At 37.1% G+C, this 15975-nt stretch carries 13 protein-coding genes and 2 tRNA genes; 11 read left to right on the top strand and 4 right to left on the bottom strand.

Annotated elements, in window-relative coordinates:
* Positions 1 to 3: 3 nt before the first annotated feature.
* Both HX062_RS02455 and HX062_RS02450 read right to left on the bottom strand, forming a co-directional pair.
* Positions 4 to 76, bottom strand: a tRNA-Phe gene (locus HX062_RS02455).
* A 33-nt stretch (positions 77 to 109) separates the two neighbouring features.
* Positions 110 to 182: transfer RNA gene (locus tag HX062_RS02450), tRNA-Phe, on the bottom strand.
* A gap of 127 nt (positions 183 to 309) precedes the next feature.
* Here HX062_RS02450 and HX062_RS02445 point away from each other — a divergent pair.
* From HX062_RS02445 to HX062_RS02415, 7 genes are all read left to right on the top strand, one after another.
* A complete protein-coding gene (locus HX062_RS02445; protein WP_286466272.1) occupies positions 310 to 1059 on the top strand; it encodes a type III pantothenate kinase in 750 nt (249 codons plus the stop codon).
* Positions 1037 to 2302: a BamG family beta-barrel-assembly machinery protein gene (bamG, locus tag HX062_RS02440; RefSeq protein WP_182625611.1), complete on the top strand. Its 1266-nt coding sequence runs from the start codon at positions 1037 to 1039 to the stop codon at positions 2300 to 2302. The genes HX062_RS02445 and bamG overlap by 23 nt, the downstream gene beginning before the upstream one ends.
* A gap of 12 nt (positions 2303 to 2314) precedes the next feature.
* Positions 2315 to 2872: an LPS export ABC transporter periplasmic protein LptC gene (lptC, locus tag HX062_RS02435; RefSeq protein ID WP_182625610.1), complete on the top strand. Its 558-nt coding sequence runs from the start codon at positions 2315 to 2317 to the stop codon at positions 2870 to 2872.
* A 3-nt stretch (positions 2873 to 2875) separates the two neighbouring features.
* A complete protein-coding gene (locus HX062_RS02430) occupies positions 2876 to 3076 on the top strand; it encodes a hypothetical protein (protein ID WP_182625609.1) in 201 nt (66 codons plus the stop codon).
* A 285-nt stretch (positions 3077 to 3361) separates the two neighbouring features.
* Positions 3362 to 5455, top strand: a complete 2094-nt coding sequence (locus tag HX062_RS02425; RefSeq protein WP_286466270.1) for a peptidylprolyl isomerase — start codon at positions 3362 to 3364, stop codon at positions 5453 to 5455.
* Positions 5456 to 5563: 108 nt separating this feature from the next.
* Positions 5564 to 6436, top strand: a complete 873-nt coding sequence (gene fabD, locus HX062_RS02420) for an ACP S-malonyltransferase (RefSeq protein WP_286466268.1) — start codon at positions 5564 to 5566, stop codon at positions 6434 to 6436.
* Positions 6437 to 6505: 69 nt separating this feature from the next.
* Entirely contained in the window at positions 6506 to 7687 is a 1182-nt protein-coding gene (locus HX062_RS02415) for a multidrug effflux MFS transporter (protein ID WP_286466266.1), read from the top strand.
* A gap of 53 nt (positions 7688 to 7740) precedes the next feature.
* Here the strand turns inward: HX062_RS02415 and HX062_RS02410 are convergent, their stop codons facing one another.
* Complete coding sequence (locus HX062_RS02410; RefSeq protein WP_182625605.1) at positions 7741 to 8871, bottom strand: DegT/DnrJ/EryC1/StrS family aminotransferase; 1131 nt, start codon at positions 8869 to 8871, stop codon at positions 7741 to 7743.
* A gap of 164 nt (positions 8872 to 9035) precedes the next feature.
* Here HX062_RS02410 and HX062_RS02405 point away from each other — a divergent pair, with 164 nt between their 5' ends.
* From HX062_RS02405 to HX062_RS02395, 3 genes are all read left to right on the top strand, one after another.
* On the top strand, positions 9036 to 10283 hold the full coding sequence (locus HX062_RS02405; protein WP_286466264.1) for a 3-deoxy-D-manno-octulosonic acid transferase: 1248 nt from the start codon (positions 9036 to 9038) through the stop codon (positions 10281 to 10283).
* A 656-nt stretch (positions 10284 to 10939) separates the two neighbouring features.
* Positions 10940 to 13096, top strand: coding sequence for a S46 family peptidase (locus HX062_RS02400; RefSeq protein ID WP_286466262.1), 2157 nt, complete (start codon positions 10940 to 10942; stop codon positions 13094 to 13096).
* A gap of 127 nt (positions 13097 to 13223) precedes the next feature.
* Positions 13224 to 13457: a hypothetical protein gene (locus tag HX062_RS02395; RefSeq protein ID WP_286466260.1), complete on the top strand. Its 234-nt coding sequence runs from the start codon at positions 13224 to 13226 to the stop codon at positions 13455 to 13457.
* Positions 13458 to 13507: 50 nt separating this feature from the next.
* Here the strand turns inward: HX062_RS02395 and HX062_RS02390 are convergent, their stop codons facing one another.
* Entirely contained in the window at positions 13508 to 15034 is a 1527-nt protein-coding gene (locus HX062_RS02390; RefSeq protein ID WP_182625601.1) for a GH3 auxin-responsive promoter family protein, read from the bottom strand.
* 108 nt (positions 15035 to 15142) lie between these two features.
* Between HX062_RS02390 and HX062_RS02385 the strand changes: the two genes are divergently transcribed.
* The gene (locus HX062_RS02385; RefSeq protein WP_182625600.1) at positions 15143 to 15940 is read left to right on the top strand and encodes a DUF2797 domain-containing protein; all 798 of its coding nucleotides are present in this window, start codon (positions 15143 to 15145) and stop codon (positions 15938 to 15940) included.
* The last annotated feature ends 35 nt before the right edge of the window (positions 15941 to 15975 follow it).

Here is a 15975-nt window from a genome sequence, read left to right as displayed (position 1 = left end):
TTGTGGTGCCTCCAGGAATCGAACCAGGGACACAAGGATTTTCAGTCCTTTGCTCTACCAACTGAGCTAAGGCACCAGTTTTAAACTAAGATACTAAAAGCTAATTTTGTGGTGCCTCCAGGAATCGAACCAGGGACACAAGGATTTTCAGTCCTTTGCTCTACCAACTGAGCTAAGGCACCAATTGGCTTTTAGTAAGTGAACTTTTGTTCTCTTAAGCGGTTGCAAATATATAATACTTTTTTATTCTTACAAAACATCTAAGTCAATTTTTCTTTAATTATCTTTGTTCAACAAAGCAAAGTAAACATGATCTACACCCTTGATATTGGCAATACAAGAACCAAACTCGCTATGTTTGAAAACGATAGCCTTTTAAAAACCGAGTACCTATCGACGAAAAACATTCAGAAAGAATTATTGTTTTTTTTTAAAAAAAATAGCGAAAAGCCAAAAATTGTCTTGGCTAGCGTGGGACAGTTGGATACTTCCTTGCTTGATTGGCTTAAAAAAAACACAGAATTAACCCAAATTACACCTAGTACGCCCCTACCTTTGATCAATAAATATAAAACACCTCACACCTTAGGCATGGATCGATTAGTTGCTGCTGCTGGAGCTTCTATTCAATACCCTCAGGTAGCGCGATTGATTATAGACGCAGGTACTTGTATTACGTACGACTTTGTCAATGCGAACAATGAATACCTCGGTGGATCAATTTCTCCAGGATTGCAACTGAGGTATAAAGCCTTAAATGATTATACCGCAAAACTGCCTTTATTGGAAATGGAAGATATTTCGTATTTCATTGGCCAAAATACACACGAATCGATTCAATCTGGCGTTATCAATGGAATTGTTGCAGAAATTGACAATATTATTGACCGTTATAAAAAAGAATATCCTGATTTAACAATAATTTTAACGGGAGGTGATACAGTTTTTTTGGCAAAAAGATTAAAAAATATAATATTTGCTAATCCAAACTTTCTTTCTGAAAGTTTGAACCATATATATCAATACATAATTGAAAATGATAAAAAGAATCATTCTTAGCTTTAGCCTTATTTTATCCGCTCAAGCTTTCGCTCAGCAAGGAACTGCGTCTCCTTATTCGTTTTACGGAATTGGAGATTTAGGTTACAATGGTACAAATGAATATAAAGCTATGGGAGGTAATAGTGTCTATTCAGATAGTTTACACCTAAACTTACTGAACCCTGCTGCTATTAGCCAACTAAAGGCTACGACCTTTTCGGTTGGAAGTACCTCAAAATTCTATAATTTCAAATCGGATCAAAGTTCGGACAATATCAAACGTCAATCTCTTGATTATTTTGCTTTAGGATTGCCCCTATCTAAGAAATACAGCGTAATTTTTGGATTGCAACCGTATTCAAATGTTGGATATAAAATCGAAAGTGTAAAAACCAACGAACTCAACCAGATCACCAACAATCAACTAGAAGGAGAAGGGGGAATTAACCGCGTTTTCTTAGGTGCTGGATATGAAATCAACAAGAATTTTCAGGTAGGTGTGCAAGCGAGCTATTTCTTTGGTAACACCAAACACATGAACTTAATAACCATGATTGATGCTGGAGATGGTTTTGCCTTAACGTACCGCACAAACGAAATGCGAAGAATTGACTACAAAGGATACGAAATCCGAGGAGCGGTTCAATATAAAGGAAAATTGAAAGGCTATGATTTTCAAGCAAATGTAACGTATAGCCCAGAGACCAAACTGACTGCGGACAACCTGACGAATTTAAGAATCTTAAATGCCAATGGTGGAATTGTTGACGCAAGAGAAATTTTCAACGGGAGCACTAACTTAAAGAAACCCCAAGAATTCTCTCTTGGAGCTGGTATTGGTGAAAATTTAAAATGGTTTGTTTCAGGGCAATTTACTTATGTTGAAAACAGCAAATTAGCCAATAGCTGGAATCAATCTTCTTATTCTGGCTTTAAAGATACTAAACGCTATGCAATTGGTGGGTTCTACATCCCGAAATACAACTCGTTTACAAGCTATTTTGATCGCGTTGTATATCGCGCAGGATTCCGTTATGAAAACACGGGATTAGAGTTAAAAAATCAAAGTATAGACGACTATGCAGTATCTGTTGGAGCTGGATTCCCGTTATTTGGACGCACCTTATCGAATGTAAATATCGGGCTTGAATACGGAAACAGAGGAACAAAAAGCAGTGGATTGATCAAAGAAAACTATTTCAACTTATCGATTGGTTTATCTTTGAACGATTTCTGGTTTATGAAACGTAAATTTGACTAATCCCGTTTGCGCATGTTATTCACTAAGAAAACACCTTTTATTCTTTTAGGACTTTGTGTCCTTAGCTTGTTGTCTTGTGAAAGCAATTTTAGAGATATTCAAAAAATACACAACAAAGCACCATTTTATCCTGCGGGAATCGCGGAGAATATGCAAGGTCAATTTGTAGATTCAGGAAGAGTTAAAGCCATTCTAGTGAGCAAAAAAATGCTCGATTACTCCACGGTAAAATACAAGTTTACTGAATTTCCTGAGGGTATACACTTAACGTTCTTTGACGAATCCAACAATAAAAATACAGTTGTAGCGGATTATGCTATTCAGTATACTACAACTGAGCTTGTAGATTTAAAAGGCAATGTGGTTATTACCACCCACGACAATAAAAAGCTCGAGTCAGATCAGCTGTATTACGATCAAAAGCGCGATTGGTTTTACACCAACGGAAAATATAAAGCGTCGACAGACAAAGAAAACTTTACCCAAGGCGTAGGCGTTGATTTTGATGGAAAACTCAACGTAATTAAAGCTAGAAACAGCTACGCAGAAAGTATTAAAAAAGAAAACTAGATTATGAAAGCACTACAAATTATACCGTTCCTTTACCTATTCATTGCCGGTCTATTCATATATGACGCAATCACAAAAATTGCAGTAAATGAACCTTTCTCAGCCTATTGGTTGAGTTTTGCCGCCGCCGCTTTGTGTATTTTCATGTTTTTCTTCAGAAGAAAATACAGTAAGCGAATGGTAGATCACTACAAGAAAAAATAACTTTCAATACAAAATATCAAGAAATCGTCGAGCAATATATAGCTAGACGATTTTTTTTTTGTGCATTCGCTTGTCTATTATTTTTTATAATTTTATCTTTTTCCCTTACCTAAAGACTGATTTTTACGAGCTAGAATCAAGCTTTAAGTAAAAAATTTTATTTTTTAACAGTAAAATTCATTGAGAAAGGCATTCTTTCTTCAAAATAATGGGTTTACCCCTTTTATTATTAAAGAGATAATTGTATTTTCGCTCTCTGAAAAAAATTACACATAATAAAAAAACATGGCAGTTTTATCAAAAATTAGACAAAAGTCGGCGCTGTTAATTGCAGTAATTGGTATTGCGTTATTAGCATTCGTTATTGGAGACGTAGTTAGAAGCGGTGGTGCTGATACTTCGAGAAATATTGGAAGCGTGAATGGTGAGGACATCAATACGCAAGTCTTTCAGCAAAAAGTTTCCCAAGCAGAGCAAGGGAATCAAATGAGCAGAAATCAAGCCTTTCAAATGGTTTGGAATAACGAAGTGAATAATATACTGCTACAAACCGAATTCGAAAAATTAGGTTTGCAAATTGGAAAAGACCAATTAATAAACGTAGTGAAAACCAACCCTATGTTTGCTAATAGTCCTGAGTTCCAAAATCAATTGGGACAATTTGACATGGCTAAGTTTAACGCTTGGGTGATGGCAATGAAACAAGCTGGTCCTGAGCAATGGCAAGCTTGGTTAAATTACGAAGTTGAACTAGAGAAATTTGGTTTACAACAAATGTATAACGCTATGGTTAAAGGTGGTATTTACACTACTCAAACAGAAGCGAAATACTCATACCAAGGTGAAAACAGCAAAGTAACTTTTGATTACGTTACGGTTCCTTATAGCACTATCAACGATGATGAAGCTAAAGTAAGCGATGATGAAATCGTTAGCTACATGAAAAAACACGAAAATAGATTCAAATCTGAACCTACACGTGAATTGACTTACGCTTACATCGAGAACAAGCCGTCAGACAAAGACAAAGAAGAGATCAAAGAAAAAGTAGAAGCATTTTTACTACCTACAGTGCAGTACAATGCGGAAACAAAAAAGAACGATACAATCCCAGGATTTAAAGCAACTAAAGACTTAGCTGCTTTCGTTAACGCGAATTCTGATGTGAAATTTGACAGTGTATACTACGCGAAAAAAGATCTACCATTAGAGTACCAAGAACAACTATACAACCTTCAAGCAGGAGAAGTATTCGGTCCTTATTTATTTAATGACCACTACTGTATTTCTCGTATCGTAGATAAAAAACCAGGTGCTAGAGTAAACGCAGCTCACATTTTGATTTCTTATGCTGGGGCACCACAAAGTGCAGCAACAAGAACAAAAGAAGAAGCTAAAGCTAAAGCAGACGAAATTTTGAAAAAAGCTACTGCTGCTAACTTTGCTGAATTAGCAAGTGCTGAATCAGAAGACCCAGGATCAAAAGCTAACGGAGGTAAATACGAAGATATTGCCAAAGGTCAAATGGTGAAACCATTCGAAGATTTCATTTTCAACAATGCCCCTGGTAAAATAGGTGTTGTAGAAACAAATTATGGTTTCCACGTGATTCAAGTGTTAGGAAAATCTGAAGGAGTACAAATTGCTACTTTAGCTAGAAAAGTAGAAGCTTCTGAAACGACTGCTGATGAAACATTCGCAAAAGCAACAGCAATTGAATCTGCAGCGAGCACAGCTAACTTTGTGGCAGAAGCAGAAAAAGCAAATGCAATCGTTCAACAAGATGTAACTGTTCGTCCTTTTGACGAGTATTTACAAGCAGTTGGATCTAGAAGCGAAATCGTTTCATGGACATTTAACAAAGATTCTAAAGACGGAGATGTGAAGCGTTTTGATATTCCTGACGGATACATCATTGCAAAATTAACGTCTAAAAACGATACTGGTTTATTGCCGATTAAAGAGGCTAGAAAAATAGTAGAACCTATTTTAATGAACGAGAAAAAAGCAGTAATCATCAGACAAAAAATGACTGCTTCAACCGTTGAAGAAGTATCAAAACAAACCAATGCTTCTGTTGCAGTAATCATGGATGTAACAAGACAAAATCCATTAATTACAAATATCGGAAACGAACCATTAGTAGTAGGTACTGCATTTGGAACACCTGTAAACCAAAACTCAAAATTGATCGATGGTATTAAAGGAGTTTACATGGTAAAAACAACGAGAATTAATCCTGCACCAGAATTAGATCACTATAATAGCTACAGAACAAAAACGGATAACGTAGTTCGCGCAAGTGCATCGAGTAAAGCATTACAAGCTTTAAAAGATCAAGCAAAAATTAAAGACAATCGCATTGGAATTATCCAATAAATCATACCAAAAGCCACCTATGTTTAGGTGGCTTTTTTTATTCCTTTTCGTTTAACTAAGAAAAATACCTTATTTTTGCCCCCGAACCTATATATTAATACTATACATATGAAAGCATACGTTTTCCCTGGTCAAGGTGCTCAATTCACAGGAATGGGTAAAGATTTATACGAAAGCTCGCCGATTGCAAAAGAGTTATTCGACAAAGCAAATGACATTCTTGGCTTCGATATTACAGCCATTATGTTTGAAGGAACTGCAGAACAATTAAAAGAAACAAAAGTTACGCAGCCTGCTGTATTTTTACATTCGGTGATTTTAGCTAAAACAATCGAAAACTTTAAGCCGGAGATGGTTGCTGGACATTCATTAGGCGAATTCTCTGCTTTAGTTGCCAATGGGACTTTAGCTTTTGAAGACGGCTTGCGTTTAGTTTCTCAACGCGCCCTGGCAATGCAAAAAGCTTGTGAAATCACTCCTTCTACCATGGCTGCTGTATTAGGTTTAGAAGATGCAATCGTAGAACAAGTATGCAAGGAGATTGATGGCGTAGTGGTTGCTGCGAATTACAACTGCCCTGGTCAATTGGTTATTTCTGGTGAAACAGGAGCAGTAGAACAAGCCTGTGAAAAATTAAAAGAAGCCGGCGCAAAAAGAGCACTATTACTTCCTGTTGGTGGTGGTTTCCACTCGCCCATGATGGAACCTGCACGTGCTGAATTAGCTGCTGCAATTGAAGCAACTACATTTAACCAACCAAGTTGTCCCGTATATCAAAATGTACCTGCAGCTGCTGTAAATGACCCTGAGGTAATCAAAAAGAACTTAATTGTACAGCTAACTGCACCTGTAAAATGGACGCAATCCATTCAACAAATGATTGCTGACGGAGCTACTAGCTTTACAGAAGTAGGCCCTGGAAAAGTGTTAACAGGCTTAATCAAGAAAATTGACAAAGACGCTGAAACATTCAATAGCTAAAAAATCAATTAACAATACAAAAAATCCTTGATCCCAAAACATCAAGGATTTTCTATTTCATTATAAATTGTGGAGAAATTATCACTTCAAGAGTGGGTATTAATCTTTACCTTGGCGAGTCTTACAGCATTAGGACCATTAGCCATTGACATGTATTTACCTGCTTTTACCAAAATAGCAGCCGATCTACAAACCGAGGTTAGCTATGTTCAAGTTTCCTTGTCAACATTCTTAGGGGGTTTGGCTGTAGGTCAACTCTTTTGGGGGCCAATTTCGGATAAATATGGGGCGAAAAAACCGATTATCCTTTCGCTGAGCATTTTTATCCTCACCTCTTTTGCTTGTCTTTATGTCACAGATATAAAAATGATGTGGGTGTATCGCTTTTTACAAGCCTTTGGAAGTAGCGGTGGACTAGTCATTGCACGCTCTATTGTAAACAAGCGTTTTGACAAAGACAAAACCCTAAAAATATTCAGCATCTTGGCACTCGTAGGAGGTATTGCTCCTATTGTTGCGCCCATCCTTGGAAATGCAGTATTGGAACACTACGATTGGCCGCATATTTTTACCGCTATGGGGTTATTTGCACTATTCAGTATTGCAATGACGTTTACCTTTCTAAAAGAAGACTTTTCGAATCGCCTACCTACGCTAGAAGTTAAGTCAATCGCCCAAAACTATGTCAAGTTATTTGAAAACAAAACATTTATCACCTATACCCTTATTGGGAGTATTGCCTTCAGTTGCTTGATGCTCTATATTTCCAATTCACCCGTTTTAGTAATGGAAGTAGGTGGATTGAGCAGTCGTGCTTTTAGTCTTGTTTTTATGGTGAATTCTTGCGGATTAATGTTGGGCTCATTCCTTACCTCTTCTTTTTTGAGAAAACGTCTAGAACCTAAACAAATCATCACCTTAGGAACGAGCATACAGCTGATTGCTGCCCTTCTATTGCTTGGATTTATTTTGATAGAAGCATCGATTTATTACCAACTTGTACCCCTTTTCTTTTTCGTACTGCCCTTAGGGATGCTCTTCCCTACATCTACTACATTGGCTCTTTCGCCATTTAAAGCAGAATCTGGAATTGCCTCTGCCCTTTTCGGTGCATCTCAATTAGCCTTTACCTTTTTAACCTCGGTACTGCTGAATACCTTAAACAACGGATCCATGCCCATTGTAGCCTTATCCTTGGCCGCTTGTGCCCTGTGTTCGTTATTGATTAATACAACAACCAAAAGAATATAAACGCAAAAAAGCCTTGATCACTCAAGGCTTTTTTTATACTTCTTTTGAAACGATTAGGCGAAAAACGCTTTAATCTCCTCTGTAATAAATGCAATTTGATCTTCCTCAAGCTCAGAATGCATTGGCAGAGACAATACTTCCTTCACCAATTGATTCGTAACTGGGAAATCTTCTTCTTTGTAACGTGGATCCAAGTAAGCCTTTTGATTGTGTAAAGGAATTGGATAGTAAATCGCACAAGGAATTCCCTTTGACTGTAAGTGCGCCATTAAAGCATTGCGATCTGCATTGACAATACGCAATGTATATTGGTGGAACACATGGCTGTCTTGGTCACCTGTTACTTTTGGTGTAATGATGTTTGGATGATTAGCCAAAGCTGCAGAATACTGAGTAGCTGCTGCTCTCCTTGCTGTATTATACTGGTCTAAACGCGGTAATTTCGCATTCAACACCGCTGCTTGTAAACTGTCTAAACGCGAATTTACTCCAACTACATCGTGGTGGTAGCGCTCGTACATTCCGTGGTTTACTATACCGCGAATAATATGAGCTAAAGCGTCGTCATTTGTAAAAATAGCACCACCATCTCCATAACAACCTAAGTTTTTAGAAGGGAAGAAAGACGTTGCTCCAACGTGTGCAATCCCACCTGTTTTCACTTTTCTACCATCAGAAAACGTATAGCTAGCTCCAATCCCTTGTGCATTGTCTTCAATCACAAATAAATTGTGTTCCGCTGCAATATTCATGATTTCTTCCATATTAGCTACTTGCCCAAATAAATGCACTGGAACAATCGCTTTTGTTTTAGGTGTAATCGCTTTTTTAATTGCATCTACAGAGATATTCAAACTATCAGGACAAACGTCAACCAATACGGGTGTTAGTTGCAATAATGCAATTACCTCAACTGTAGCAGCAAAAGTAAAATCTGCAGTAATCACCTCATCACCAGGCTGTAACCCTAGCCCCATCATTGCAATTTGCAATGCATCTGTTCCATTTGCACAAGGAATAACGTGCTTCACTCCTAAATACTGCTCTAAATTCGCTTGAAAAGTGTGTACTTGTGGGCCATTGATAAATGCCGAAGTTTCTAACACTTCTTGGAACGATTGATTTACTTCTTCTTTAATTCCTTCATATTGACTTTTTAAGTCAACCATTTGAATTTGTTTCATCGCCTTGGATTTAGTATCTCTAAGTCTCCTGCTCCTCTTATTGTTTTGGGGCAAAATAACTTGGTTATCGATATGTTTTACAACCACAAAAATACTAATTTCTTTACTTCAAAAATCTTTTCTTTACTAAAAGAAGTGTAATTTCGCTAGATAAACTATTCTATATGTTATTTCTTTACAATCTACTTATTCATATCGCGACGGCTTTCTTGCCTGTTGTTGCTTTATTCAATACTAAGATTAAGTTATTTGTTCAGGGACGAAAAGCGTCTTTTTCTATTTTACGCCAAAAAATCCAACCTACAGACCGCGTATTTTGGATTCACGTTGCCTCATTGGGAGAATACGAACAAGGCTTACCGATTATGGAAGCCCTAAAACAGCAATTCCCTACCCATAAAATTGTATTGACCTTTTTTTCACCATCGGGTTATGAAGTAAAGAAAAACAACACTTTGGCAGATGCAACCCTGTACCTTCCGATGGATACCAAACAAAATGCAAAGACTTTTTTAAAACTTACCCATCCCGAAAAAGTGTTTTTTGTCAAATATGAATATTGGCCGAATTACCTCAACCAGCTCAAAAAACAAGGAATAGAAACCTATTTAGTGTCTGGAATTTTTCGACCAGATCAAGTGTTTTTTAAATGGTATGGCAGCTTTTATAGAAAGGCATTATCCGCCTTTACATACTTCTTTGTACAAAACAAACAGTCCCAACAATTACTCGCTAGTTTAGACATACACCACAGTCAGGTAGTGGGCGATACGCGCTTTGACCGAGTAAGTCAGATCTTAGAACAAGACAATACACTTCCTTTTTTAGAGGAGCTGACCCATGGAAAAACAAAACAAACTCTTGTGGTAGGAAGCTCTTGGCCGCAAGATGAGAAAATAATCCTGGATTACATCAATCAAACAACCGATCAAGAATTAAAAGTAGTCCTTGCTCCGCACAATATCAAACCCGATCAAATCAAACAATTATACGAATCAATTCAAAAACCCAAGCAACTTCATTCACAATATCAAGCAGGAAGCACAGATCTGACGCATGTACAAGTTTACCTCATTGATGCTTATAGCTTATTGACAAAAGCGTATAGTTATGCGAGTATCGCCTACGTTGGTGGAGGATTCGGCGCTGGCATACACAACATATTGGAGGCTGCCACTTTTGGTGTACCCATTTTAATTGGTCCTAATTACAAGAAATTCCAAGAAGCCAAAGACTTGATTCAACTGGGAAGTTGTATAGTTATTAACAATGAAGCTGACTTTATCAACAATTTATCAAAGTTATTAACAAATGATGACTTGCGTTGTGAATTAAGTAAGGTGAGTTCTGACTTTATCCTAGCGAATAAAGAGGCAACATCTAAGATCACAACACACATAACAAACATATAGCCAATTACTTATAATGAAAATATCGCACTAACCACTTGTACATAGTTATTAACAACCACTAGCACTAACAAGTATTATAATTGTTGATAACTATCTGAAAATTCCAAGTTAAACGAGAATAGCACATAAAAAAAGGTAAGTAAACGCTGTTGTTTACTTACCTTTTATACTATGAATTAATAATTACACTATAGGTAACTTATAGAAAGTTAGAGGTATATATAAATTAGTTTAATACCGAACGAGCAAGATAAGTCAAAATATTCATTGTCACAATAGCTCGAGTCTAAATAATGTGAAGCTATCGAATCGAAGTTCTCATTTTTACTGTTCCCCCTTCTATTTACGAAACCCATCGCTTTATTTGTATCCTGCACAGGCAAACCCCTGTAATATCCTCTTTTTTTTAACAGGCTAAAGTATCCACTGCCCCAGGACATTACCTAGGTGGTATAAAAAACACTAGCTCAAACTCCGTTTTACTACGTTTTTACTTACCTTCCTTATTAAAATATCAATTTTCTTCTATTTTGCTTTGACAAACATCTATTTTTTTGTCAAAATAGACATAAAATAAAGGATGTACAATCAAACGTTCTTCCCTATTAAACGAATAGTTGTATCTTGCCTCGAATAAAAACATAACGAACAATTTTATGAACTTAAGACTTAAACACGCATTTAAACTGCTCGTTGCACTTCTTATTGTTCCCGTTTATGCACAACAAGGAGGAATGTGGATTCCGTCATTGTTAGAGGGAATGAATGAGAAAGAAATGACGACATTAGGAATGAAAATGTCCATTCAAGACATCTATGATGTGAATCATTCGAGCATGAAAGATGCTGTACCTCATTTCAATGGAGGGTGTACCTCTGAGGTTATTTCGGCACAAGGATTATTGTTGACGAATCATCACTGTGGATATGGGCAAATCCAATCGCACTCTTCTGTAGAGCACGATTATTTGGCCGATGGCTTTTGGGCACAAACAAAAGCGGACGAATTGCCGAATGACAATTTAGAAGTTACCTTCATTGTGCGCATTGAGGATGTTACGGAAGCTGTAATGCACGGAGTAAAAGCCAAAGACACGGAACTTCAAAAACAAGAAAAAATTAATGCAAATATTTCTCGTACCGTTGCTACTTTCCCTAAAAAAGATTGGCAAGCGAACAAAATTAAATCGTTTTACGAGGGGAATCAGTACATTTTATTTGTAACAGAAACCTTTACAGACGTTCGTTTAGTAGGGGCTCCGCCATCATCTATTGGGAAATTTGGTTCGGATACGGACAACTGGGTATGGCCGCGTCATACGGGAGACTTCGTTTTGTTCCGCATCTATGCAGACAAAAATAACCGCCCTGCTGCCTACTCTAAAGACAACGTTCCTTATACACCCAAGCACTTTTTCCCTATTTCACTTGATGGTGTAGCACAAGATGATTTTACCATGGTGTTTGGTTACCCTGGGCAAACACAAGAATACTTGCCTTCTTATGCTATTGAGCAAATCATCAACGATTTGAATCCAGCTAAGATTGGAGTACGTGATGTTGCTTTAAAAATTACGGATGAATATATGCGCAATGATCAAGCGATCAAAATTCAGTATGCATCTAAATACGCAGGAACTGCAAACTACTGGAAAAAGTGGATTGGCGAGAGTCAAGGCTTAAAAAAGAGCCATGCAGTAGCAGCTAAAAAAGCGTTTGAACAAGACTTTACTGTAAGAGCGAAGAAAAGTAAAAACGCTAAAGAATATACGACTATACTGCCTAAATTCGAAAAATTATACCAAGACATTGCTCCTTATGCTTTAAGTAGAGATTATTTCATGGAGGTTGCCTTGAGAAATGGTGAGTTATTAGCTACAGCTTGGAGATTATTTGCGGTAGAAAATGCGTTGAACAACGAGGCTCAATTCCAAAGCAGAAGAAACAATTTGTTGCAATCACAGGAGCGTTTCTACAAAAACTACAATAAAAATGTAGATGAAGATGTGTTCAAAGCAATTGTTCAACTCTATAAAGAAAAAGCACCAAAAGAACATTTAGCGCCAACTTTAGTTGATGCAGACGTTACTGCCCTTACGAAAGAAATTTACAGCCAAAGTAAATTGACGTCTTATGAAGGATTGAAAGAATTATTACACGGTGATGCCAGCCAAGTAAAAGCGGCATTAGCAGCGGATAAAGGATATGTATTTGCCAAAAGTTTAATCCAAAACTACCAAGCGAATATATTGCCAAAATACGAAGCATTAGACCTTGAAATTAAAGCGTTGCAACGCACGTATATGAAAGCGCAATTGGAACTTTATCCAGATGCTAGAATCTTCCCTGATGCAAACAGTACTTTACGCGTAACTTATGGTAAAGTTGATGGCTATGCTCCAAAAGATGCTATTTACTATGAGCCTGTAACTCACTTAGAGGGAATCATGGAGAAATACGTTCCTGGCGATTACGAATTTGACGTACCAGCCAAGTTGATTGACTTGTATAATGCAAAAGATTATGGAGCCTATGCAGAAGATGGAAAACTTCCTGTAAACTTTATTGCGACCAACCATACAACTGGAGGAAATTCAGGAAGTCCGGCCATTGACGCATATGGAAACCTAATCGGATTGAACTTTGACCGCGTTTGGGAAGGTACTATGAGTGATATCTACTATGACCCAGCGATCTGTCGCAATATTATGGTCGATGCACGCTATATTTTGTTTATTATTGACAAGTTTGCAGATGCAAAACACCTAATAAATGAGATGAAATTGGTAAATCCCAAAAATGATAAAAAATAAATAACTGATTTTCAGGTATTTGCAAAATAAATTTTTATATAAAAATATTTTACAAAAACAAATCATTGAATGATTTATTTTCTATATTTGTATCGAATTAATAATTAACTTTTATAACTTTAGTAAAATGAAAAAAATCGCATTAAGCATTGCTTTAGTAGCTATGATGGGTGTATCTTTTGTTTCTTGTAAAGACACTGCAAAAGAACCAGCTCAAGAAGAAGTAACAACAACTCAAGAAGAAGTAGTAGCTCCAGTTGAGGAGGCTCCTGCTCAAGAAGAGGTTGTAACTGAAGAAGCTCCAGCTACTGAAGAAGCTCCTGCTACTGAAGCTCCAGCTACTGAAGAAGTTGCTAAATAATTTTAGCTAGCAATAAAAAAAAGCTCCCACAAGGTGGGAGCTTTTCTTTTTTATACTCGTTTCGTTTGATTCAATTTTAGCAGTTCTTCGATAATCCCTCTTTCATTGGATAAACGTGGTACTTTGTGTTGACCTCCTAATTTATCATGCTCTTTTAACCAATCATAGAATAACCCTTGACGCGCTTGGTGTAAAACCAAAGGATTTAGTGTCATATTATTGTAACGTTTAGCTTCGTAATCAGAATTTACTTCCTGTATACACTGATCTAATACTGTAGCAAACTTGGCTAAATCGTCTGGTGCTTTTGTAAACTCAATAATCCACTCATGTGCTCCCTTTTCTCGATCAACCATAAAGATTGGAGCAACCGTATATTCTGCAATTTCAACTTGAAACAAAGCAGATGCTTTTGCTAAGGCGCGATCTGTATTTTCTACCATTAATTCCTCTCCAAAAACGTTGATATGGTGTTTGGTGCGACCTGTGATCTTAATGCGATATGGCAATAAACTCGTGAATCGAACGGTATCCCCTATCAAATAGCGCACTAAACCAGCGTTTGTAGTAATCAACATAGCATAGTTTTTCCCTAATTCAACATCGCGTAGGGAAACGATTTTTTGCGCACTTGATCCAAAGGTATCCATGGGAATAAATTCATAGAAAATACCATAGTCTAGCATCAACAATAGCTCGTTGCATCCATTTTGATCCTGAATGGCAAAGAACCCTTCTGAGGCATTGTAAATTTCATAGTATTTGAAATCAGCACTAGGCAATAATTTGTGGTATTGATCTTTATACGGTTCAAAACTAACGCCGCCGTGAAAATACACCTCAGCATTAGGCCAAAGGTCAAGCAAACTTCCTTTTCCCGTTTCTTGCATAATTTTATTGAATAGCACTAACATCCAGGAGGGAACCCCCATAAAACTAGTAACATTTTCATCCCTAACTTCTTTAATAATAGCATTCATCTTGGTTTCCCATTCTGACATTAACGAGGTTTTGTTTGATGGTGTACTGCTAAATTCGGCCCAGAACGGCATATTGTCAATGAGGATAGCCGATAGATCGCCAAAGACCGTATTATTGTCCTCATACAGCTGTTTACTTCCACCTAAACGCAAGCCTTTTCCGGTGAACAGCTGTGAGTTTTCATTGTTGTTTAAGTACAAACAAAGCAAATCTTTAGCCGCCTTGTAATGACAATTTTCCAAGGCTTCGTTGCTTACAGGAATAAATTTACTCTTAGCATTGGTCGTTCCACTTGACTTGGCAAACCAACGAATGGGGTCGGACCAAAAAATATTGTTCTCCCCTCTTCTGGCTCTTTCTATATATGGTTCAAATGCCTCATACGTATAGATTGGAACTCGTTCTGAAAATGTTTCATAACTTTTAATACTAGCATAATCATACTGCTTTCCTACTAGTGTCTTTTCATTTGCTTTAATCAAACTTAAAAACACATCGTTTTGTACCTCATTTGGGTATTTTCGAAATAAATCTATTTGATGAATTCTCTTCTTCAGAATCCAGGATGCAATAGAATTAACAATTGTCAGCGCCATATCTATATTATTAATAAGGTAACTACCTTTTCCTTGTGAAAAGAGTAACTAAACAATAAAAATTGTTTTTGTACTTTTACTCCTTACCCAAAAATAACAATTTTATTTATGCTATACGAAGGAGTTTTAAACAAAATGCAAACGGAATGGAGTAGCCCAATTGAATACTATCTAGTGTTTCAAAATAACTTCATCAACTTAAATCAGGTATTGGATCGTCCTATATCAATTTCATTTGTGGATTATCAGTGTTTAAACTGTGGGGGGCACAAAAAAATATTCCGTCAAGGCTTTTGTTATGACTGTTTTTATGCAAGTCCGGCTGTGGGTGATTGGATTATGCGCCCCGAGTTGAGTACGGCTCATTTAGGTATTGCCGATCGCGATTTGGACTATGAGTGTAAAGTGCAGTTGCAACCACATATTGTATACCTAGCCGCTGCAAGTGATGTAAAAGTTGGTGTAACGCGTAAAACTCAAGTCCCTACGCGTTGGATAGATCAAGGCGCTTCCCGTGCAATTCCCATTGTAGAAGTTCCCAATCGCTATTTAGCAGGAATCACAGAAGTCGCTCTAAAAGACCTCTTTACCGATAAAACCAATTGGCGTAAAATGTTGCAAAACGATATCATTGATACGGATCTCTTGGAAATTCGAAATACACTTGCGTCCAAATTGCCCGAAGAAGTACAACCTTACTTTGATCAAACCACAGCTGATCTATGGGAATTACATTATCCTGTGTTGGAATTTCCCACCAAAATAAAAAGCCTTAACCTAGATAAAACACCTTCTTATCAAGGGATATTAAAAGGCGTAAAAGGGCAGTACTTACTCTTTGATGATGGTACAGTTTTCAATATTAGAACCTATGAAGGCTATGTTGTTCAACTAGATATAAAATAAAAAATGCCCCAAAAAGTTAAACACTTTTTGGGGCA

The sequence above is a fragment of the Myroides sp. DF42-4-2 genome, from assembly GCF_030326445.1.
GTDB lineage: Bacteria > Bacteroidota > Bacteroidia > Flavobacteriales > Flavobacteriaceae > Flavobacterium.
This window is presented reverse-complemented; position numbering and strand designations above follow the sequence as displayed.